General features: G+C 47.6%; 16 protein-coding genes. 4 read left to right on the plus strand and 12 right to left on the minus strand.

Annotated elements, in window-relative coordinates; genetic code table 11:
- Window positions 1-7 precede the first annotated feature (7 nt).
- Window positions 8-2491 (minus strand): ABC transporter permease, encoded by a 2484-nt coding sequence (locus WBG78_RS16965; RefSeq protein ID WP_337327650.1) that lies wholly within the window; start codon window positions 2489-2491, stop codon window positions 8-10.
- Between the two features lie 9 nt (window positions 2492-2500).
- Entirely contained in the window at window positions 2501-4909 is a 2409-nt protein-coding gene (locus WBG78_RS16970; RefSeq protein ID WP_337327651.1) for an ABC transporter permease, read from the minus strand.
- Between the two features lie 260 nt (window positions 4910-5169).
- Here WBG78_RS16970 and WBG78_RS16975 point away from each other — a divergent pair, with 260 nt between their 5' ends.
- The 3 genes from WBG78_RS16975 to porY are packed head-to-tail and all read left to right on the plus strand — an operon-like array spanning window position 5170 to window position 9071.
- Window positions 5170-7086: an LTA synthase family protein gene (locus WBG78_RS16975; protein ID WP_337327652.1), complete on the plus strand. Its 1917-nt coding sequence runs from the start codon at window positions 5170-5172 to the stop codon at window positions 7084-7086.
- A gap of 15 nt (window positions 7087-7101) precedes the next feature.
- On the plus strand, window positions 7102-7776 hold the full coding sequence (locus WBG78_RS16980) for a response regulator transcription factor (RefSeq protein ID WP_337327653.1): 675 nt from the start codon (window positions 7102-7104) through the stop codon (window positions 7774-7776).
- Window positions 7773-9071 (plus strand): sensor histidine kinase, encoded by a 1299-nt coding sequence (gene porY / locus WBG78_RS16985; RefSeq protein ID WP_337327654.1) that lies wholly within the window; start codon window positions 7773-7775, stop codon window positions 9069-9071. Before WBG78_RS16980 ends, porY begins: the two co-directional genes overlap by 4 nt.
- A gap of 189 nt (window positions 9072-9260) precedes the next feature.
- Here the strand turns inward: porY and arsM are convergent, their stop codons facing one another.
- The 9 genes from arsM to WBG78_RS17030 form a co-directional block, all read right to left on the minus strand.
- Complete coding sequence (gene arsM, locus WBG78_RS16990; RefSeq protein WP_337327655.1) at window positions 9261-10094, minus strand: arsenite methyltransferase; 834 nt, start codon at window positions 10092-10094, stop codon at window positions 9261-9263.
- Between the two features lie 34 nt (window positions 10095-10128).
- On the minus strand, window positions 10129-10455 hold the full coding sequence (locus WBG78_RS16995; protein ID WP_337327656.1) for an ArsR/SmtB family transcription factor: 327 nt from the start codon (window positions 10453-10455) through the stop codon (window positions 10129-10131).
- A 128-nt stretch (window positions 10456-10583) separates the two neighbouring features.
- On the minus strand, window positions 10584-11618 hold the full coding sequence (locus WBG78_RS17000) for a dihydrodipicolinate synthase family protein (protein ID WP_337327657.1): 1035 nt from the start codon (window positions 11616-11618) through the stop codon (window positions 10584-10586).
- Window positions 11619-11889: 271 nt separating this feature from the next.
- A complete protein-coding gene (locus tag WBG78_RS17005) occupies window positions 11890-13275 on the minus strand; it encodes a di-heme oxidoreductase family protein (RefSeq protein ID WP_337327658.1) in 1386 nt (461 codons plus the stop codon).
- A 22-nt stretch (window positions 13276-13297) separates the two neighbouring features.
- Window positions 13298-14371 carry an imelysin family protein gene (locus WBG78_RS17010; protein WP_337327659.1) on the minus strand — a complete coding sequence of 358 codons (1074 nt, stop codon included), beginning with the start codon at window positions 14369-14371 and terminating at the stop codon, window positions 13298-13300.
- 24 nt (window positions 14372-14395) lie between these two features.
- Window positions 14396-14827, minus strand: a complete 432-nt coding sequence (locus WBG78_RS17015) for a QcrA and Rieske domain-containing protein (protein WP_337327660.1) — start codon at window positions 14825-14827, stop codon at window positions 14396-14398.
- Window positions 14828-14832: 5 nt separating this feature from the next.
- Complete coding sequence (locus WBG78_RS17020) at window positions 14833-16050, minus strand: hypothetical protein (protein WP_337327661.1); 1218 nt, start codon at window positions 16048-16050, stop codon at window positions 14833-14835.
- A 217-nt stretch (window positions 16051-16267) separates the two neighbouring features.
- Entirely contained in the window at window positions 16268-18190 is a 1923-nt protein-coding gene (locus WBG78_RS17025) for a hypothetical protein (protein WP_337327662.1), read from the minus strand.
- Window positions 18191-18204: 14 nt separating this feature from the next.
- On the minus strand, window positions 18205-18747 hold the full coding sequence (locus WBG78_RS17030) for a heme-binding beta-barrel domain-containing protein (protein ID WP_337327663.1): 543 nt from the start codon (window positions 18745-18747) through the stop codon (window positions 18205-18207).
- 61 nt (window positions 18748-18808) lie between these two features.
- Here WBG78_RS17030 and WBG78_RS17035 point away from each other — a divergent pair, with 61 nt between their 5' ends.
- Window positions 18809-19210, plus strand: a complete 402-nt coding sequence (locus WBG78_RS17035; RefSeq protein WP_337327664.1) for an acyl-CoA thioesterase — start codon at window positions 18809-18811, stop codon at window positions 19208-19210.
- A 77-nt stretch (window positions 19211-19287) separates the two neighbouring features.
- On the opposite strand, the gene WBG78_RS17040 is transcribed toward WBG78_RS17035, so the two are convergent.
- Entirely contained in the window at window positions 19288-19956 is a 669-nt protein-coding gene (locus WBG78_RS17040) for a DUF6766 family protein (RefSeq protein ID WP_337327665.1), read from the minus strand.
- Window positions 19957-19982 lie beyond the last annotated feature (26 nt).

The following is a 19982-nucleotide window of genomic DNA, read 5'->3' on the forward strand; positions in this document are numbered from 1 at the left end:
TTTCTATTTATTCGTCCCGCAACACGTCGACCGGATTGGTCAGTGCAGCCTTAAGCGAATGATATAACGTAATGCACAACGCAATTACTACGGTAGCAGTACCGGCACCAATAAATGTCCAGGGCGATGGCGCTATCCTGTATACGAAATCTTTCAGCCAGAGCTGCATGCAGTACCAGGCAACAGGAGCACTGAAGATGAATGCAATGAGGATGAGACGCATATATCCGCGAGTTATCAGCGACAGTATATTGGCGACGGATGCGCCGGATACTTTGCGTATACCGATTTCCTTTGTTCTTTGTTCAAGTGAAAACACCACCATGCCCAGCAATCCTAGCGCAGCGATGACAATTGCAAGTGTCGCCATCACGGTAAGTATTTTTCCAAATTGTCGCTGCGTAGCAAATGTCTCTTCAAAATTCTCATCAACAAACGAGTATTGAAATACAGTGTTTTTTGCGTGAGTTTTCCAGGTACTTTCTATCGATAACAATAGCTTGTTCCATGCTTCCATATCAGACCGGCGTGCCTTGATCACAATGTAGTCTCGGTCGCTGTCCCTGATATACTTGTTACCCATGTTGAACATGGCCATCGGCTCGATAGCATTCTCGATCGACCAGTAATTAAAGTCGGAAACAATCCCGATCACCTCAAATCGCGCAAATCCTGACCCACTGTTTGGATAGGTAACAAACTTGCCAAGTGTTGATTCATCGACACTCCAGCCAATACTGCGAACTGCACTTTCATTGAGAATAACGCGATTCGAATCCGAAGGACTGTCCGGCCTGAAATTTCTCCCAAACTTTAGTCTGATATTGAGCGTAGGTATATAGTTTGCATCGATCATCGCGAAATTCAGTGCCAGTTTCTTATCTCCAATGCCCTCAACCGAAAATGAGTCGCCACCATATAAATCCGGAGGAACTGAAGAACACCACGATGCATTCAATACTCCGGCAGAGGAAATAAGGGCGTTGGTCAGGGTCTCGATGTGTGCGACCGCCTCGGCATGATGTAATACAATCAGATTTTCCTTGTCAAACCCTAGATCCTTTTCAGATACATACCTGAGCTGCTGGAAAACTATCGAGGTACAGATTATCAATACGATCGATACGCTGAACTGAAATACGACCAGTCCATTTCGAAATGCCCTTCCCGTGTTGCCTGCCTTCGACTTACCTCTCAATGCGTTCACGGGATTAAATGATGCAAGGGAAATCGCAGGATAGATGCTTGATACCAATGCCATGAACAGAGCGAGTAGCAACATCACAATGATCAGCGTGGGTTGCTGCCACAGGGACAGCTTCAAATGCTTGCCCGCAACAGCATTGAACGCCGGAAGCAACATCTGTATCAATGCCAGGCTTATGATCAGAGCAATCAGGCAAAAGGCAAGCGCCTCAAAGAAAAAGGTAAGCCTTAATCTGTTTTTGTCCATCCCCAGGATCTTACGGATACCAGCTTCGCGGATGCGCTTCGTAAATTGTGCTGTCGACAAATTCATAAAGTTGATGCACGACAACAGCACTACAAAGACGGCGGCTCCAACAAATGAGTATATCACTTTGACACTGGCAATGTCAGAAAAGGATCCGGCCACCGGCGTTTCGGGGATGTGCAATTTCGTGATAGGCTGAAGAAAGAGGTCCCAGTTCTTGCCGGACTTTATGTATTCATCGTACGAAACACCCATTGCCGCCCTAATACTTTCATCAGCACGTTTGCGGGGAATATCTTTTAGTTTTTCCCGTACCGCCTCTATGTCGGCGTCGGGCCTCAGGAGTACGAACGTCTCCAGCTGCGTCCATACCCAGCTCCAGTAACGATTTTCAATTGCAGGAAAACTCCTGGTTGAAAGTAGAATATCAAAATGTATAGTCGAGTTTTCAGGCACGTCTTCGATCACGCCGGTAACTTCAAACGTCTTTGCCTCACTGCCCCGAAGTCCTCCCAGCGTCACCATTTTGCCTATCGGGTCCGTTGTGCCGAAGTATTTCTTCGCAGCCGAACGCGTCATTACCAGTTGATTGGCCTCTCTGAGTGCCGTCACCTCATTTCCCGCGACAAGCGGAAAGTTCAAAACCTTAAAGAAGTTAGTATCGGCCGCAAGAACCTTGTCTTCTTCAAACGATATCACGTCGCCATCCGGCTCAACATACGATACTATAAAATTGCCAGGAGTATGAATGCTGGTAATTAACTCCACTTCCGGCAGTTCCTCTTTCAGTGCATGAGCCACCCCCGGGCCTGTTCTGGAAAACTGGCTTTCTTCGTTTTGCGCCCAGATGAACGTCTGGTTCACGCGGTACAAACGGTCCGTGTGCTGATGAAATGAGTCGTAGCTTAACTCGTGAGAAACATACAGGTAAATCAACACCGCGCTGGTCATACTGACCGTAATACCCAGTAAGTTAATAACAGAGAAAAGTTTCTGGCGTTGGAGTATACGCAGGAATACGCGGACGTTGCTTAGCATACTATTGACCTATTCCGACCGCAGACTTTTCACAGGCTTCATCATCGCTGCCTTTATTGCCTGGTAGCTTACCGTTGCCAGTGTTATCACGAGCGCACCTGCACTGGCGGCCGCAAATATCCTCCACGATATTTCTGTTCTGTACTCATAATTTTTCAGCCAGCCTGTAATTAAGTAAAAGGCTATCGGACACGATACGACGCACGAGATGATAACAAGCGAGATAAAATCTTTGGACAGCATCTGCCAGAGGCTGAACACAGATGCTCCCACAACCTTACGAATGCCGATTTCCTTGGTGCGCTGCTCTGCTACAAATGAAGCAAGTCCAAACAAACCAAGGCAACTGATAAATATTGCGATTGCAGAGAAAATGGAAGCCAGTTGACCAACGCGTTCTTCAGCGGCAAACTTCAGAGCGTATTCCTCGTCTGCGAACTTATAATCGAACGTCGCTGAAGGAACAACTTTCTTCATCGTCGTTTCAATTAATGGTAAAGCTGCAGCGGCACTCATCTCCGGATTGATCCTTACATTAACCCAGTTCGTGCCGTACTTGCTTATAAAGAAAACAGAAGGCAGTGCAGGTGAATAAGGAGACTGCATCACCATATCTTTCACAATACCAATAATGGTAAAGCTGTTATACTTGCTTCGCCAACCTCCTTGCCAGCGAATGGTTTCGCCAACAGGATGATCAAAACCTAGTAATTTTGCCGCGGCCTCGTTGATAACAAATGCAGCAGAGTCGCTTGCTATGTCTCTTGAGAAATCACGGCCATCGACAAATTGCCATCCAACGGTCTTCCCATACTCAGGCGTAACAGTTAGTGTTGCCCATTGTGGAATGAAGCCTGGATCTTTGCCATTCCAGTCGAAGCCGCCATTCTGCGTCCATACAGCCGTTGGGGGACTTGAAGATTCACTTGCTTCAATCACGGCGCCGGACCGTTTTAATTCCGTGAGCATAGCATCGTACTTGCCGGAAAACTCCGGTGAAGTCATTCGAAGCATCATCAGCCCTTCACGGCTATAGCCAATAGGTCTGTCTTTCGCAAACTGAATCTGCTTATAAACGATGATGGTTCCAATGATCAACGTAACCGATACAGTGAACTGTGTAACCACGAGAACTTTTCTGGGCAATGAAGCCAGTCGCCCGACACGTACAGTGCCTTTCAATACTTTCACTGCATTGAATGATGAAAGGTACAACGCAGGATAGCTGCCCGCAATAAGTCCCGTTACCAGGATAAATGCGGCACTGATCAGCCAGAAGTAAAGATTATTCCACGGCATAGCCATCTGCTTGCCGGATAGTTCATTGAAAGAGTTCAGCGAGGTGGATACGGCAACCAAAGCGCCGGCAAAAGCGAGTCCAACCATAACAAACGACTCGATAAAGAATTGTTGTATCAGTTGTTTTCTCGCGGATCCTACGGCCTTGCGAATACCAACTTCTTTAGAGCGCTTATCGGCGCGGGCCGTACTGAGATTCATGAAGTTGATACAGGCGAGCAGCAGTACAAATCCGCCGACAAAGCCGAAGAGCCACACGATACGAATCGCACCACCGGCAACTACTCCATTCTTCCATTCCGATCTGAGATGCCAGTCCTTCATGGCGTGCAACGTAAGCTGGGGATTAACACTAACATACTGTTTGTTCTCGCGGACATTGTTCAGTATTACATCTTTGATCTGTTCCGCGGCGACAGCAACATTACTTTGATCGGTGAGAGATACATAAACATTCAGGAAGTCATTGGTGAATATGGCATCACGCATCCATGGATTAACAGATTCAGCAAGCTTGTAGGGCGCGTAGAATTGCATCCCATAAAAAGAGCTATTGTAGGGAAAGTCTTCGAAGATGCCTGTGACTTTCACGTCCATACGGTCGTTGTTCGATAACCGGATAACTTTTCCCATGGCAGTCTCATTTCCGAATAAAGCTTTGGCCGCACTTTCAGAAAGCAGAACAGAATGCGGATCATTTAATCCCGATCTTGTACCCTCAATCATGCGAAATGAAAATAGCTCAGGGCCATCTGTTTCGATGTAGCCGCCGTGAAGGGATAATCTTTCATCTCCTGCAGAAACCACGTGGTCGCCATCCAATGCTTCCATCACGACCCGGTCAAAATAATTTCCATATTTCGTACGAAGTTCGTCACCGATGCCAGTTGGAAGAATGGGTGTTGATAATGTCTCACCGTTCATATTGAGATTCCGCATCACACGCGCTATGCGGGCATGGCCATCATGATATTGGTTAAAAGTGAGTTCATCGTTTATCCAAAGACCAATCAGTAAGGCGACAGCCATTCCCATAGCCAGGCCGCCTACATTGATCGCTGAATAACCTTTGTGCTTGAGCACGTTTCGCCAACCACTCCTGAAATAACTTCTGACCATTACTTTCTGTTTAAGGTTGTTTGATAGTCCAATGCCATGCCAGACACGCAGAACCGCCCTGGAAGGCCGTTTTCCCGGTATTTTCTAAATTCTTCGTTCATGTACGGTCGTATCTCGTCCGTAAGCGATCATTTCCATTGCACTCGAAAATAGCGCATTCAGACATCATTTGCCTCACATTTCACATGGCCATCCCCGACTCAAAGTCTCTGAATAAGTGAATCCAGAAAGTCTCCAAAATCATGGTCTTTGTTTGCACCATGAGAATAGTTCCGTCCTTTCGCATTCAACCAGGCCGCTTTGGACTGTGGATTTTACTGATAACGTTGCTGGTGGTGGCGTCGACGATCACACGGGTTGCACTTTTAGTTAAATCGTTTTCAGACGTAGATCTTACATTGACGCACACGGTGGCGATCTTCAGTATTGGCTTTCTATACGATCTTGTAAACGCACTTTACTTTAGTCTGCCATTCGTCCTCTATCTGTGGCTCATGCCCAAAAGATTATTCATGAAGCCAGGACATCGATATGCTCTCTATGCATGGTTCTTTGTGATGACCTCTATAATTGTTTTCAACGGCGTTGCCGAATGGCTGTTCTGGGACGAATTCCATGTGCGTTTCAATTTCATCGCAGTTGATTATCTCGTCTACACAACAGAAGTCATCGGAAATATCACGCAGTCGTATCCGCTCGGTTGGATAATTGCTGCGATCGTGCTGGTGACATGCATCGTTTGCTGGATGATCAGTTCGTGGATTGATTCATCGTCTGCTGATGCCACATCGCTGCAAAGAAGAACTTCTTTCGTTGCCTTCTATGGAGCAGCCTTTGCCATCACACTGTTTATCGTGCGTAGCGAATACCATCACTTCAGTGACAATGCATATGCAAATGAGCTGGCAGGCAACGGTCTTTACGACCTGTTCGCCGCATACCGAAATAATGAGATCAGCTATGACCGGTTCTATGCAGGCATCGAAGATGATTCTGCTTTTGGACGACTGAGAAGATCCGTAATAACGCGTGAAGCCCGGTACATAGGAGACGATGCTCACAGCATCGTGCGAAAAGTTGTAAATGCGGGAGAGGAGAAGCGATTGAACGTAGTACTCATGAGTGTTGAAAGCTTTAGTGCCGACTTTATGAAGACCTTCGGAAACCAGGAAGGGATAACACCTTTTCTCGATTCTCTGGCGAACGAAAGCCTGCTCTTCACCAACCTCTACGCTACAGGTACACGCACGGTGCGCGGACTGGAGGCGCTTTCTCTTTGCGTACCACCGACTCCCGGTCAGTCAATTGTTCGGCGTCCAGGTAATGAAGACTTATTTTCGATAGGCAAAGTATTCCGGGATAAGGGCTATGCTACAGAGTATATCTATGGCGGCTACAGCTACTTCGATAACATGGGCTACTTCTTTTCTCACAATGGTTATAATGTTGTTGATCGTTCCGCCCTTGACGAAGATCAGATCGACTACGAAAACATCTGGGGCGTGGCCGATGAAAACCTTCTGGATCTTGCATTGCGGGAGCTTGATAGTAAAACTTCCAACGGCCCGGTGTTTGCCCACGTTATGACCACCTCCAATCACCGGCCTTTCACGTATCCTGAGGGCAGGATCGACATTCCTTCGCATACAAACCGCAGTGGTGCCGTAAAATATACCGACTACGCTATTGGTCGTTTCATCAAAGAAGCACGAAAGCGCCCGTGGTTTAACAATACCATGTTCATCATCGTGGCCGACCATTGTGCCTCAAGCGCAGGAAAGACGGAACTGCCTGTTAGCCGGTACCACATTCCAATGCTAATTTATTCACCTGCCAACGTCCAGCCGGGCGTGATGAACAGGCTGATGAGTCAGATCGATATCGGGCCAACCTTGCTGGGCATGCTAAACTTTTCTTATACAAGTAACTTCTATGGCTACGACATTTTTAAATTAGAGCCGGGAAGAGAAAGGGCATTCATAAGCACCTATCAGAGCCTGGGTTACTTGCGCGATGGTAAGCTGGCTATTCTCTCACCTCAAAAGAAAGTGCAGTTGTTTCGTCTCTCCAACAGCCAGGAGCCACTCGGACCGATACGGGACCCGGAGTTGGAGAAGGATGCGATTGCCTGGTACCAGTCGGCGAGTTATTCGTTCCGGCACGGATTGATGCGATAACAGAGCGGTGAAACGATGAAGATCCTGATCATTGAGGACGAAAAGGAACTGGTAAAAAGCATGACTCAGTTCCTTAGGCAGGAGAGCTACGTGTGCGAGGTTGCAGAAACGGCAACAGAAGCAGGAGAGAAGATCCTCATGTATGACTACGACTGCATCCTGCTGGATCTCTCGCTTCCGGACGGAAATGGACTTAAAGTTCTGGAAAGCCTCAAGGCCAGTAAGAAGACGGATGGCGTGATCATCATAACAGCAAAGAATTCATTGGAGGATCGTGTGGCAGGCCTTAATCTCGGTGCGGATGACTACCTGTCCAAGCCATTTTACATGCCTGAACTCATGGCCCGTGTGTCCGCAGTTATCAGGCGCAAACGGTTCGACGGCAACAATACCCTGACTTTTCACGAAATTACGATCGATCTCATGGGCAAGATCGTAACGATCAACGGCAAGTCTCTTGAACTCACCAGGAAGGAGTATGACCTGCTTCTTTTTTTGGTATCAAACAAGAACAGGGTCGTGTCCAAGAACGCCATTGCTGAGCATCTCTCTGGTGATGATGCCGAGCTCCTCGATAAATTTGACTTCATCTATTCCCACATGAAAAATCTTAAGAAGAAGATATCAGAGGCGGGCGGAATGGATTACATTAAGACCGTATACGGCCTGGGATATAAATTCACTTCGTGAGACTATTACAAGTCAACTTACGCACACTGTTGCTATGTGTTCTGGTACTCGTTGTTATCAGCATACCGGTGTCATTCTTCGCAATACGGGAGATCATGTACGAAGAGGTTGACGAGTCGCTGGCGGTTCAGAGCGAAAATTTTTTCAAGCACATCAAAACATTTGAGTATCTGGACGATCTCGAAATGGATATCGGGATTTGGGACCAGCTCTCCAATGATATTACAATTACACCGACTTCGGATCACGCAATCGAACGTCATTACAGCAACGTGTCGCTTTTCGATAGTGTTGAGCATGAACTCAAGCCGTATCGGATTCTGTCGACTCCAGTTGAGATCAAGGGCAAGCACTATTTGTTTGCTGTTCGGATGTCTTTGGTTGACAACGATGATCTGGTCATGGTCCTGGCATCTGTTCAGGTAGTCATTGTGGTATTACTTGCCGTTGCCATGCTGTTCGTGAACAAAAGATTGAGTGAGCGACTATGGCGTCCTTTCTATCATACGCTCAACCAACTCAAGGCCTATGAGCTGGATAAAAGCGAATCGATTCAGCCAGCGAATACTGCAATTGTTGAATTCAATGATCTGAATAAAACCGTGGCCCATCTTACCGATCGTAATCGGAAAGTATTCCTCCAGCAGAAGGAATTCATCGAGAACGCTTCGCACGAGCTCCAGACTCCGCTGGCGATATTTCAATCCAAGCTGGATGTGTTGATGCAAAATACAACTCTGAACGAGGACGCAGCGGCCACTATCGGAGAGCTTGAGGAAGCAACGCATCGTATGATGCGACTGAACAGAAACCTGTTGCTGTTAAGCAAGATTGATAATGATCAGTTCACGGAATCGTCAAATGTTGATCTGTCCGTGGTAGCCAGTCGGATTTTGGATAACCTAAGGTCGTTTGCCGAAGTGGGAGGGATCACGTTTAATACGAGTCTTTTTCCGGTAGTGGTGAATGCAAATTCAACGTTGATTGAAATATTGCTGAGCAACCTGTTTCAGAACGCCGTTCGCTACTCGGGGAATAACGGAGTGGTAGAAGTCCTGCTGGCAAACGACGTCCTGACAGTGTCCAACATGGGGCAGCCTCTGAAAATGATCAGCGAAACATTGTTCAACAGGTTCAGCAAGGAAGGCGTGAGCGAAAGCAGTACAGGGCTAGGGCTTGCGATTGTCAAAAGGATATGTGACTTCTATGGTTACAACATCAGATACAGTTATGTTAATGGCAAGCACGTTTTTGACGTAGCCTTCAGACAAGTTGAGGCGTCGCCCGTGGCGTAGACCGCGTTGTCCGCTCTGTTAATTCATTACATCATCAATCATCCTCGCCTTGTAGCCATATTCTGCAACCTTAACGGGTCGTCACTTCAGGTTCTTATGGCGCTCCGATGTACAGGTTCATTAATAAGAAAGCATATAACACGTCCGATTTGCTTAATCGTGTTTTGCAATCGCAGACTGTCTGTTGAATCAGTTGCAACAACCCGGGCCACAGCACGCATCCGGTTTTTCACCGTACACTGTGATGCTAACTATGCCACTTTTTCCGTCTGAATATTCTTCTAATTCTTCGACAGTCAAAAACTGTTGGAGAGTCTCTCCAGGAAGGTCAATTCTTTTTTCAGATTGCACATTTATGTTCTTAAAACCAGCAAGGCGGATGATATCGAGATACTCATTTTTTTCTATGGCTCCAGCTACGCATCCGGCATACATTTCTGCACTCTTTCTGATGCTATCCGGAAGCTTGCCCTTAAAGACAATGTCAGATACGCTAAAGTGTCCACCGCTCTTGAGTATGCGGAAGGTTTCTGCAAACGCCTTCTTCTTGTCCGGCACAAGGTTCAGAACGCAATTGCTTACCACCACATCAGCAATGCCTGACGCCATAGGCAGATTCTCTATGTCCCCAAGCCGGAACTCAACATTGCTGTACTCAAGTTTTTTTGCATTAGTACGTGCCCTTTCAATCATCATCTCGGTCATATCGACGCCTATTACTTTGCCGTGGGCTCCAACGACCGAACGTGCTATAAAAGCGTCGTTACCTGCTCCGGATCCAAGATCCACAACGGTATCACCAGCCTTCAGCATTGCAAATTCAGTTGGTAGCCCGCATCCCAGGCCAAGGTCGGCATCTGGAACATAACCTTTCAAGGCGGAATAGTCGTCTGCCATTGTGAATGTATCAGCAGTGGAGCAGCCACAACTGCTGCCACAACATCCAACTGAACGGTCGGGATTGCCAGCCAGCTGTGAATACTTCTCGTTTACAATTTCTTTGAGGTTGTCTGTGTTTTTCATAATCGTAATATTGCGATGAATTTGTGTAAAAAAATTAACAGCAGCTTTGTCCTTCGTAACTATCCAGCAACGATCCAATTAGCTTCTTTGCCTTGTTCCAGTTTTTTTCGTCAATGCAATAGCATACACTGGGGCCATCGACGTCGCCTTTTATCAAGCCTGCAGTCTTCAATTCTTTGAGATGCTGCGACACTGTAGATTGCGACAGCGGCAATTCATCTACAATATCGCCGCAAACACAAGCCCTTGATTTGATCAGAAATTGAAGAATGGCAATCCGCGCCGGATGCCCCAGCGCCTTTGTAAACAAGGCGAGTTCGTTCTGTGTCTTTGAGAATTCTTCTGTCTTCGTCAGTCCCATATATTACCTTTATCGTAATATTACGATATTTGTTTCGCGGGACGACCTCGAAAGGAAAAGTTTTTTTTATGAGTTTGATTGCTACAGCGGACGGCCGTAGCAACTAGCATGTGGTCCTATGGCTTGGGTCATACTTTAATTCCCAGGCGCTCGTGCCATTGTAGTACTGTCTTATAGACGTCGTCGGATATCTTTATTTGCTCGGCAGTGAGGGGAGACTTCGACGCACGATTAACGACCTGCAAATTAAGTCCCCGTTTGTTGAGCACATACCGTGCATTCAACGAGTAGCCGTTACCAATTACGTCGTCGAGGCGGGTGATTTCCTCCTGAATCCAGCTGACATCGGCGGACCTGGCAGGATTGTTTACGTTCTCGCACAACCATGAAAATATCTCGGGGTATAAATTACCGGCTATGCAGGACAAACCCTTAGCGCCATTCTGCAAAGAGAAAACACCATTGGGGGCGTGGGCATCGTAGAACTGAAGTCCGGTTCCTCTGCAAAGGTCAAGCTTCACTTTAATTTTCGCCTGATCCAGCGTGGTGTCTTTGTGGTAGATAAAGCGCTTACTGTCGATGAGATGTTTGAAAGTGGCAGGAGTTAATATTCGCTTGTATGGCGAAGGACACTCATATGTTCCCAGGGGAATACCTTCAGTCAGGGCAAGGAACTTGTCGATGTTAGTCATCATAACATCATCGCTTTCCTCCCTGGAAGCAAAGTGACTGGTAATGAGGATAACGCCGTCAACACCTGTCTGATGCATTTTCTTTGCGAATTCAGCCTGAGCGGTAAGATTGTTGCCGAATGATCCCGTCGCTACCACGGATACCTTGTGGTTCACATGCTTCACGACGTGCTTCACCAATTCCAGACGCTCTTCGTCAGAGAGATAATACATTTCACTGCTCAGGCAATTGGCGAATAAACCTTTCGCGCCAGACGCCAGGTAAAGATCCGTCAGCGCCGAAAGTCCCTTGTAGTCAATTTTGAGGTCGCTCGTAAAGGGCGTAATCATTACCGGGACAAAGCTCTTCTCGCCGGCAGGTGCGAATAATGTTGATTCCATAGCGCGTGCGTATTGTGGTACCGTTGTGACAGCTGCGCCAAGCGCGGCAAGTTGTCCAAGGAACTGGCGACGGGGATATTTGGAAGCCATAGTTGAATATTTATATAGACCCTTAGAAAATCATGCAACACCTCATGTACGGTATGCACAGTCTTCCCGACAAGTTGTCAAAGGAACGAAATCGTGGCAAAGTCCGGGGAACAAATCCGGTCGGCCAACTCTTACTTTGCGAAAACTTGCTGAGACGGGAAAAGGAAGAGTAACTGGAATCGCTCTTAACTAATTGCGAAAGTCAGGATATGCTCCCTCGTAATAAATTGGGATTTATGAACCTCCCGGTTGCTAAAATTGATAGATGATCTCAGAGGGATTCGATGAACTTGACCAGTGCATCGCGATCGCTCCTGGAAAGCGAGCGAACGTAGTCTTTTGAGTGTGCGGCTTCGCCTCCGTGCCACATGATAGCTTCGATAAGAGTACGCGCACGACCATCGTGCAGAAAGTTTTGATGCCCGTTTACGATACGCGTCAAACCAATGCCCCACAGGGGAGATGTTCGCCATTCCTGACCATTGGCATCAAAGTCGGGGCGGTTATCTGCAAGGTCCGGACCCATGTCGTGCAGTAACAGATCGGTATAAGGATAGATAACCTGGTTGGAAACTTCGCGAAAAGCCACGTCGGTTGCAGTGCGCAATCGGGGTACGTGGCATGCTCCGCATTTTGCGTCGGCAAAGATTTGCTTTCCTGCCAGAACAGCGACGTTGTCCGCTGCGCGCCTCGCAGGAACTGCCAGCGTGCGGATATAGAATTCAACACTGTGCAACAGACTGTCGGATACTTCATATTCGTCAGAAAGGCCATCATATTGTGGTTGGTCCCAGGAGGTCTCCCTCTCAAAAACAAAATTGGTAATGCCCATGTCTTCGTTGTAAGCACCGGCGCTTTGCTGCAAAATTGTGGGATTGTTGGCCTTCCATCCGAAGCGGCCCAGTGTTCTCTTGCCCTCAAGTACGTTCCAAACGTAGTTGGGTTTTCCCGATATGCCATCATCGTTTTTATCGTCGGCATCCGCGAGTGCAACGATGTCACTTTCAGCAACGGCCTGCAGCAGGCCAAGCCCAAATACCGGAGGGGCTATACGCGGTGAGACCATGAGTCCCGGGGGCAGCGATGTGTACGGATTCTGTAATTCGTATGTTGGAAATCGCAGCGAATAGCTTTCACCATCGCCAAACGTATAACTCTTTTCCACGTAGGTAATCTTTACCTGCGCCTCCGCGGTCTTACCATAGACGCTCCGTTGTTGCAGCTGTACGCCAAAGCCGGGAGCTGGGTTTGGACCTCCGTGTGAGTCTTCGCCGGCAATGCTTACCCTGATAAGTAACGACGTGATCTGTTCCGCACCAACTGGTGGTTTGCCTCGCCCGTCATTAATATGGCACGACGTACATGATACGTTGTTGAATATCGGACCCAGTCCAGGATTTACTGGCGAAGGCACTGTGACAAAGGTTTGCTCGAAGGCAACGTCGCCTGCTTCATGCACGGCCTCGTGCGCCTCTGTCATCGAAGGGAAGGCAGTGCTGAATGCGCCCGCACCATTGTCAAAAATAGTCTGCGAGCCCCCGGATAACCATTCGTTATAAGAACCAGGATTGTCGGTGTCAGGATCAACACATGCGTATACAGTGATCAGCGCACCGACCACAATACACGCATGTTTAATGATTCTTCCCACCCGCATCACAAATCCAGCTTCTGTTCAATTAATTGGAGTGTAACTTTACGAAAGGAAGAAGCTCTTCTTCCAGAGTAGCTTGCAGCGCTTTGATCGCGTCAATTGCGTTCTGAACTTGCGTCTTTTGTGTTTTGATCGCTTCTCCGAACGGAACGGTGATCTTGCCTAATGCTTCGATCGCTGTGCTCATTTTCAGCTTCACATCGTTATCCAGACCAAGATTATACGCCCGCACCATGTCCTCAAGTCCACGGCCATCGGCAGCATATTTGCCCAGGTAAACATTCTGAACTCCCTTGATATTGTTTGTAAAGTCGGTGATAGAATTTTTGGCAAACGGCGACTCCTCAAGGGTTGGATCCTGTGCGGCGTATACTTCGCCGATCTTTCCATTGGCCACTTCATCGCATATGCCAGCCATCGCTATTACCAACTCTTCAAAAGCAGCAGCCTGAGTAGGATAAATAGAGTTGCCGCTACCCGCCGTGGTGAAAATAGTGTGATAATTTCCGGAGCTGCTGGGGTCCCACGACTCATCGAGATCTGATGTCAGCGACTTAAGATTAAGCGCCAGTCCCTTCAGATATTCGATGTCGCGCGCCGACAATTGCTCAGCAGTTTTGGCACCGTTCTCACCGAAGATCAGATATTCAATGGGATGAAATCCTTTGAGCGCGTCTTCAAGATCATCAATGTATGCTTCTGTAAATTCGTTGTCGCTGTTGAGCTGAGCGTCAAGGTCAGTGAAGTTCACCGGCCAGGTATCGATACGCGGATCAATGTTGTCGGTAGATACCGGCCCAAACAGAAAGGATTCTGATTGCTCCCAGGCCTGTCGTGCTGACTTCCATGTTGCCCGGCATGCATCCAGCTCAGTGTTCGTTGCTCCGTCTTTTGCCAGCTCGAGCACCTGGCTATAAAGTGTTGTGGTCTTTGCGGCGAGATCATTGTAAGTGGCCTGGGCGATCGCTGCCGAAAAATCGTCGAGCACAGCAGTGTTCAACGTAACGTCTACACTTGAACCATTTTCATTATCATCGTTGCAGGCAGCGAACAACATTAGCGTACTCACCGCAAGAACCTTAGTGTATGTATTTTTCATTAAGCCTGGTATTAAATTAGTTCGTTATGAATTCAGATCTATCGTCACAGAGCCTTCCCCTACAGACGTTGTGAATCGCTTGAGCGGCGCGGGCGCCGGCTCCTTGGTAACATTACCTTCGAGGTCGAACGTGCTGCCGTGTTCGGGACAGTAAAGCCCGGTCTTTGTTGCCGATACAGGATTTTCCCGATGCGTGCATTTCAGGTACAGCGCGTTGTATTCTGTTTCAGATTTTTTCACAACCAGAATGTCGAATGGCGTTTGCATGTCTCTTACGATCACAAGATTTGACTCAGCGAACGACGTAAACGGAACATTCACCGTCTTTGCACCGAGGTTGGTCTTGTATACAGGAAGTGATGAGCAGGCACTGAGTTGTGTCATCAGTAATCCGAGTACAGAAGTACCCGCACAAGCCTTGCAGCTGTCTTTAAGAAAATCTCTTCTGGTTTGCATATGGATCAGAAACTATAGCCAATTCCCACGTTCAGAAATCCGTTTGATGTATAGTAGGGTAACTGTTGTGGGAAGGGAGTCACTATAAGATCTTCATTTCGCTCGTCAGTCTTGCGCAGCACGTAATCAATCTTGACAACTACACCACTCACTGGTTGAAAGGTGACACCTGCTACCGTATAACTGCGATGATTTGTACCGTTCTTAATGCCGTTCGATGGGATCTTATAGTTTAGATCCATGAATTCCTGGCGCGCAAATACTGTAAGATTCTTATGGGCCTCCGGATTGATCAGCTCGTAGAAGTTGTATCCAACCTCAGCATAACCACCGATCATCGTGCTTGGCGTATTGTTGGCATAAGCGCGATTGATCTCAAAGGCATCGGGAATGCTCACTATGCTTGCCAATGCGCGGAATGAAATTCCGTGATCGTGATAAACCGTATTCGCTTCTACAAGTGCAACAGGGGTTCCGAACGGACCGGATTGTAACTGAAGACTATCAGCCTGACGCTTGATTAGTCCCGCACTTCCTCCGTAGTAACCGGAAGCCTGCAGGCGCCACGACTTGATGTAGTATAATAGAGAGCCAGTGATTGCAATGTTAGAAGCAGTGGCCATGCTGCCTTCCTGTTTACCTTCTGCTATGCCAGTGCCATTTACAAAGGCCGACGAGTTCAGTCCATTCATAATGGCCAGCGTATAATTGAGTCCTGGCATAGAACGAACGCGTCCATAGATGCCGACGCCCAGTTCACGCCAGGTTGCAGGGATCAGAAATGTCTCTACGTAAGGACGATCATTTCCATTGAAAGTCGTGGGAAGGTGGTTCTCGTTGATTAACCCGATACGCGGAATGAACAGTCCTGCCTGAAGGTACAGATCACGATTGATGTTAAACTTCAGGAACAACTGTTCCATAGAAATCTCTCCGCCGGGCTTACCGCCTTCGACGCGCGCATTCTCGAGTTCCAGTTCAGAAAAGAAGTAAATCCGGTTCGAGAACTTGTGACCTAAGAACAAAACGTTCCGGGTCAGATTGGCCGTGGCCGTTCTGGTTCGGAAGTCATATTCGACTTTCGCCTGCCCGTAACCCGAAATAACAGTCGTATTATTCGAGCGTATCAGTCCCGCCGAAAGGGAATCCTCCCGGGTCAGAACTTGTGAAAACAGCGAAAATGAACAAAAAACGAAGGTGCCTAGTAAAATACTGCGAAACATATCCTTGTTGAAGGAGCCCGCAAGGTTAGGGGTTATTTGGAATTAATCCAAATAACATTGGGCAATCTTATGCTCACGTTCTGCCATTATAATACCGTGATGCTTCGTGCGCTCAGACCGTTGTGCTTAATCTTGTCTTGTTTTTTGAACTCGCGGGCCAGCTCATTTTGGTTCGTCCGATAACATTTTCAGCCCGTCGTTTTTCTTCAGATATCTGCTACTCGTTTCGCGGACCGTAAGGGGGTAGAGGGTGTCCGTATTCCAACGCCCCAAGATCCGGCGCTTTACCTGTATATTGATCATTGATCGTTGGCAGCATGCAACCTGCATCTATCGCCGCGCTGCCGGGCTTCAATCTGAAGTCGTATCCTTCACGTTGATAAATGTGCCCTTTCTTCGCCGGATCTGGCAATGGCACATTTATAAAAATCTCACTACCCAGCTCGCGGCCATGTACTTCGTATCCGGTTTGTTTGCTGAAGTCTTTGAGCGTTTTAAACTCATATTTCGTCATATACTTTTCATCAGCGTTGTTTAGCGAATCGACGGACGGATAACGCCAGGCATATTTTGGTGAATTGCCTGCCTTTTTTCTGTAGCCGTTATAGTCGAGCGAAGTGTAGCGCGTAAATGTAGTGCCACTGAAGGCTCGGTTGTCATCAGGTCCGATGAAAAGATTATTCCTGAAGTGACCATTCGAAAAATTGCTGATAGCGACGTCCATCACGAACGTATTCTGGTAGGTAAAAATGCCTGACGGCCTTACGGTATACTTGAGCGCAGTACCGGGTACGTTGTAAAGGAGGTTCCTGAAGAAATACACTGGGCCGCCAAAAACAGGTTGCGCACTCAATGCGGAATGGTATGAGTTAAATCCCCGGTTCTCAAATATCCTGATGTTGTGTACGCCGCCGTCTGATTCTATAAAGTCATCGGCCATGTTGAAGATGTCGTTCCTGTAGAAGTCTATACTGCTGCAAAGCGGCTTGTCTTTTTCCGGAAGTCCATGGGTATCGATGCATATACCATCGTGGAAATACGAGATTGAGTTGTGGCATACGACGTGACTTTGACCATAAACTTTAATGGCGTAGTAGGAGGTCAGGGGAGCAGGCTTTTCAAGACCATACCAACCGACAAGCGTGTCGGGATCGTGGCGTCCAACCAGTACGTTATCGGCAATGTAAAAGTCTTTAGAGTCGGCGCTGTAGGTAACTACTCCTATCCCGATATCTTCCATTTTGCAATTCTTTACCGTAAGTCCGCTACAGCCCATCACGCGCTTCAGCCCGGCGTAAAAGGCTATGTCGGTATTTCGAATGGTAAGACCTTCGAAATAGTGGTAGTCCGCAGCCATCACATCAAATAGTCGATAAGATCCGTCGCCATCAAAAATCACTTCACCATCTCCGGCCGCTTTAATGGTAATGGGACGTTCTGGAGTTCCTTTTTGTGTCAATACATATGCGCCGTGAAAGTCTAGTGCGAGTGAGTCCGCATACTTTAGCCTGTTTCCCTTGTATCGGCCCGCATGAACAAGAATAACATCGCCAGCCTGCACCCGTGGCTCGGGTACGTCCCACCAATCTCCTGTATTGCCAATCCCATAGTAGGCTTCGTTCAGGCCCGTGAATGCGGGTTGTTGTTTCTCGCCCTTGTATCCGGGTGGATAGACATGATAAACGCTTCCCCCAGCATAGGGCATGGGCTCGGCTTTGGTTTTAACAGATACAATTTGCTCTGACTTACCGCTAACGCCGTCTTTGTCGGTCAGCTGAAACCGGCATTCATATTCAGTCGCCTGTTCAAGTCCAAGAATGCTGCCGGCAAACATGTTCCTGGTTACATACACCCACGGCTGGTCATGACCGTAGATCTTTTCGCCTCCGATCCTGAGCAACGGTAGCGCTGAGCGCCAGTTGACTTCACCTTTTTTTCTATACGATACCTCAACGGTTGCGCTGCGATTGTCGTCACCGGAGATGTACCACTCGAACCCCGCACAAAGAAGCGTGGGTGACTCAATCACAAATTCACCGGTTTCAGTTTGATTGTTGACCTTCGTCTGGGCCACCGAAGCCAATAGTGGAACTAGAACAAGAATATGTACAAGTGCAAGTCTGTGTATGAAGGCTTTCATGTCAGTTTTCAATTCTATTTCACCTTCCTCAATACCGCCGTCGTATACGGTGCATAGTCTTTACCCGGTTCAGCAAGATTGAACTCCTCTTTCAATACACCCTGTTCTATTGAATATGTCTCCCGTGCCCTCCATCCGGATGGTATGTTTTCTATAGCTTCTGACTCAAACACCAATGTCCTCCGATCATTACTCGTATTCTGTAGTACATATTGATTGACAAAACCTTCACCATGGAACTGCCGGAATACAAAAGTCTTCCGTGCTTTGTCGTAACTGATATAGCCTACGTCTTCATGGTGATATCCTTTTGGATTTTCTTTCGACGGCTGATAGTCTGTCTTGTTCCTGACCTCGATAAATTTGCCGTTCAATACGAACTGATAGTTCTTTTCGTAAGTTCCTTTGCCGTCTGCACCGTCGCCCTCACCGCGCCAGTGCCCGACCAAAGGTCGTAATGGATTCCAGATGGTGTCAGCCTTTATTTCCTGAGCCGGCGACAGCAGCGGAAAATGGAGCATTGCGAGAAGTAGATATGTACCCGTTGTGGTTTTCATCGATGTAAAAGTCTTTAGAGGTTGGGCTAACTAAAATAGCGATATCTCCTAATTTTACAGAATGCAATCGTACGAACATTACATTACCGTTCAGCACTCCGACATCGATGCGATGAACCATGTCAACAATGTTGTTTACGTTCAATGGGTACAGGATGCAGCATCAGCACACTGGAACGCCTTAGCACCACCTGAAGTAAAAGGAAAATATAATTGGGTCGTATTGCGTCACGAAATAGACTATCGCAACGCTGCTGTTTTAAACGACCGGCTCGTTGCCAGGACCTGGGTTCAGGATTATGAAGGTGTCAGATCTACCAGAATCGTGAAGATCTTTCGTGAACAGGACAACAAGGTTCTTGTGGAAGCGCGCACCATCTGGTGCCTGCTCTCGGCGGCGAACAATCGCCCAACAAGAGTTGGCGACGACATCAAAAACATCTTCTCGCCTCCTGACTTTTAAATTTTACATTCAGAGTTTTACATTTTGCGGTTGCATTGACTGCATCACGCTATTAAAAACATTGCCGTTAGTCTTTCTTACCCCGATCCCGTCTCTTGCATACTCGCATCCACCGGTTTTGATTCAGGTGATCCTTGCTGTCTCAGAAAGATCGACAACACCACGATGGCAGCAACCGATACAAATTCACTTTGCCAGTTCTGAAACGACTCAAACCAGAAGCGCGACTTGGCCAGGTAACTCCCCATGTCGATTCCAGCCTTGCCTTTCATGGCCTGTTCGGCGTTGTAGTGATGAAGGCTGCCATTGGCGTGAAGGATGAAACTAACTATGAAAAGCAGTCCGAAGGCAATTGACAGTGAACTCTTATAAAGCCTTAGAATAAATCCGTCCTGTTTAACTGGCCACGGTGCCCCTGGACGCCGCGGATCAGGTTCCCGGTCAACTTCTTCTTTCTTTTCAAGGTCTTTGGACTCGCTTGATCCCCTTTGTCTCAACCATATGGTGAGCAGTACATATGTTGCCATCTGAAGAAATTCACTCTCCCAGTTCTCAAACGTCGTTTCAATGAAATGACCGGTTCCCAGGTACTGGGAAAGATTCGCCGGAGGGTATCCATAGTCAGCGAGATCATTGTTGTACTCAGTAAGTCCCGTGACAATCTGACCACATAGCGAGAGTGCGAACAAAAGCATAAGTACGAGCGTAAGCCCGTTTCTTTGGAAGAAGTTGAACTCTTTCTTCATCAGCAATAGATATAGGCATGCCGGGA

Origin of the sequence: Chryseolinea sp. T2 (assembly GCF_037203685.1) — a bacterium.
GTDB lineage: Bacteria > Bacteroidota > Bacteroidia > Cytophagales > Cyclobacteriaceae > Chryseolinea.

Bases quoted from the DNA above. Each gene is read 5' to 3' on its own strand.
- WBG78_RS17015 (WP_337327660.1), bottom strand. From the start codon at position 14,827: ATGCAAACCAGAAGAGATTTTCTTAAAGACAGCTGCAAGGCTTGTGCG.
- WBG78_RS17035 (WP_337327664.1), top strand. From the start codon at position 18,809: ATGCAATCGTACGAACATTACATTACCGTTCAGCACTCCGACATCGAT.
- WBG78_RS17020 (WP_337327661.1), bottom strand. From the start codon at position 16,050: ATGTTTCGCAGTATTTTACTAGGCACCTTCGTTTTTTGTTCATTTTCG.
- WBG78_RS16965 (WP_337327650.1), bottom strand. From the start codon at position 2,491: ATGCTAAGCAACGTCCGCGTATTCCTGCGTATACTCCAACGCCAGAAA.
- WBG78_RS17005 (WP_337327658.1), bottom strand. From the start codon at position 13,275: ATGCGGGTGGGAAGAATCATTAAACATGCGTGTATTGTGGTCGGTGCG.
- WBG78_RS17010 (WP_337327659.1), bottom strand. From the start codon at position 14,371: ATGAAAAATACATACACTAAGGTTCTTGCGGTGAGTACGCTAATGTTG.
- WBG78_RS16970 (WP_337327651.1), bottom strand. From the start codon at position 4,909: ATGGTCAGAAGTTATTTCAGGAGTGGTTGGCGAAACGTGCTCAAGCAC.
- WBG78_RS16995 (WP_337327656.1), bottom strand. From the start codon at position 10,455: ATGGGACTGACGAAGACAGAAGAATTCTCAAAGACACAGAACGAACTC.
- WBG78_RS17025 (WP_337327662.1), bottom strand. From the start codon at position 18,190: ATGAAAGCCTTCATACACAGACTTGCACTTGTACATATTCTTGTTCTA.
- WBG78_RS17040 (WP_337327665.1), bottom strand. From the start codon at position 19,956: ATGAAGAAAGAGTTCAACTTCTTCCAAAGAAACGGGCTTACGCTCGTA.
- WBG78_RS16980 (WP_337327653.1), top strand. From the start codon at position 7,102: ATGAAGATCCTGATCATTGAGGACGAAAAGGAACTGGTAAAAAGCATG.
- arsM (WP_337327655.1), bottom strand. From the start codon at position 10,094: ATGAAAAACACAGACAACCTCAAAGAAATTGTAAACGAGAAGTATTCA.
- WBG78_RS17030 (WP_337327663.1), bottom strand. From the start codon at position 18,747: ATGAAAACCACAACGGGTACATATCTACTTCTCGCAATGCTCCATTTT.
- WBG78_RS16975 (WP_337327652.1), top strand. From the start codon at position 5,170: ATGAGAATAGTTCCGTCCTTTCGCATTCAACCAGGCCGCTTTGGACTG.
- WBG78_RS17000 (WP_337327657.1), bottom strand. From the start codon at position 11,618: ATGGCTTCCAAATATCCCCGTCGCCAGTTCCTTGGACAACTTGCCGCG.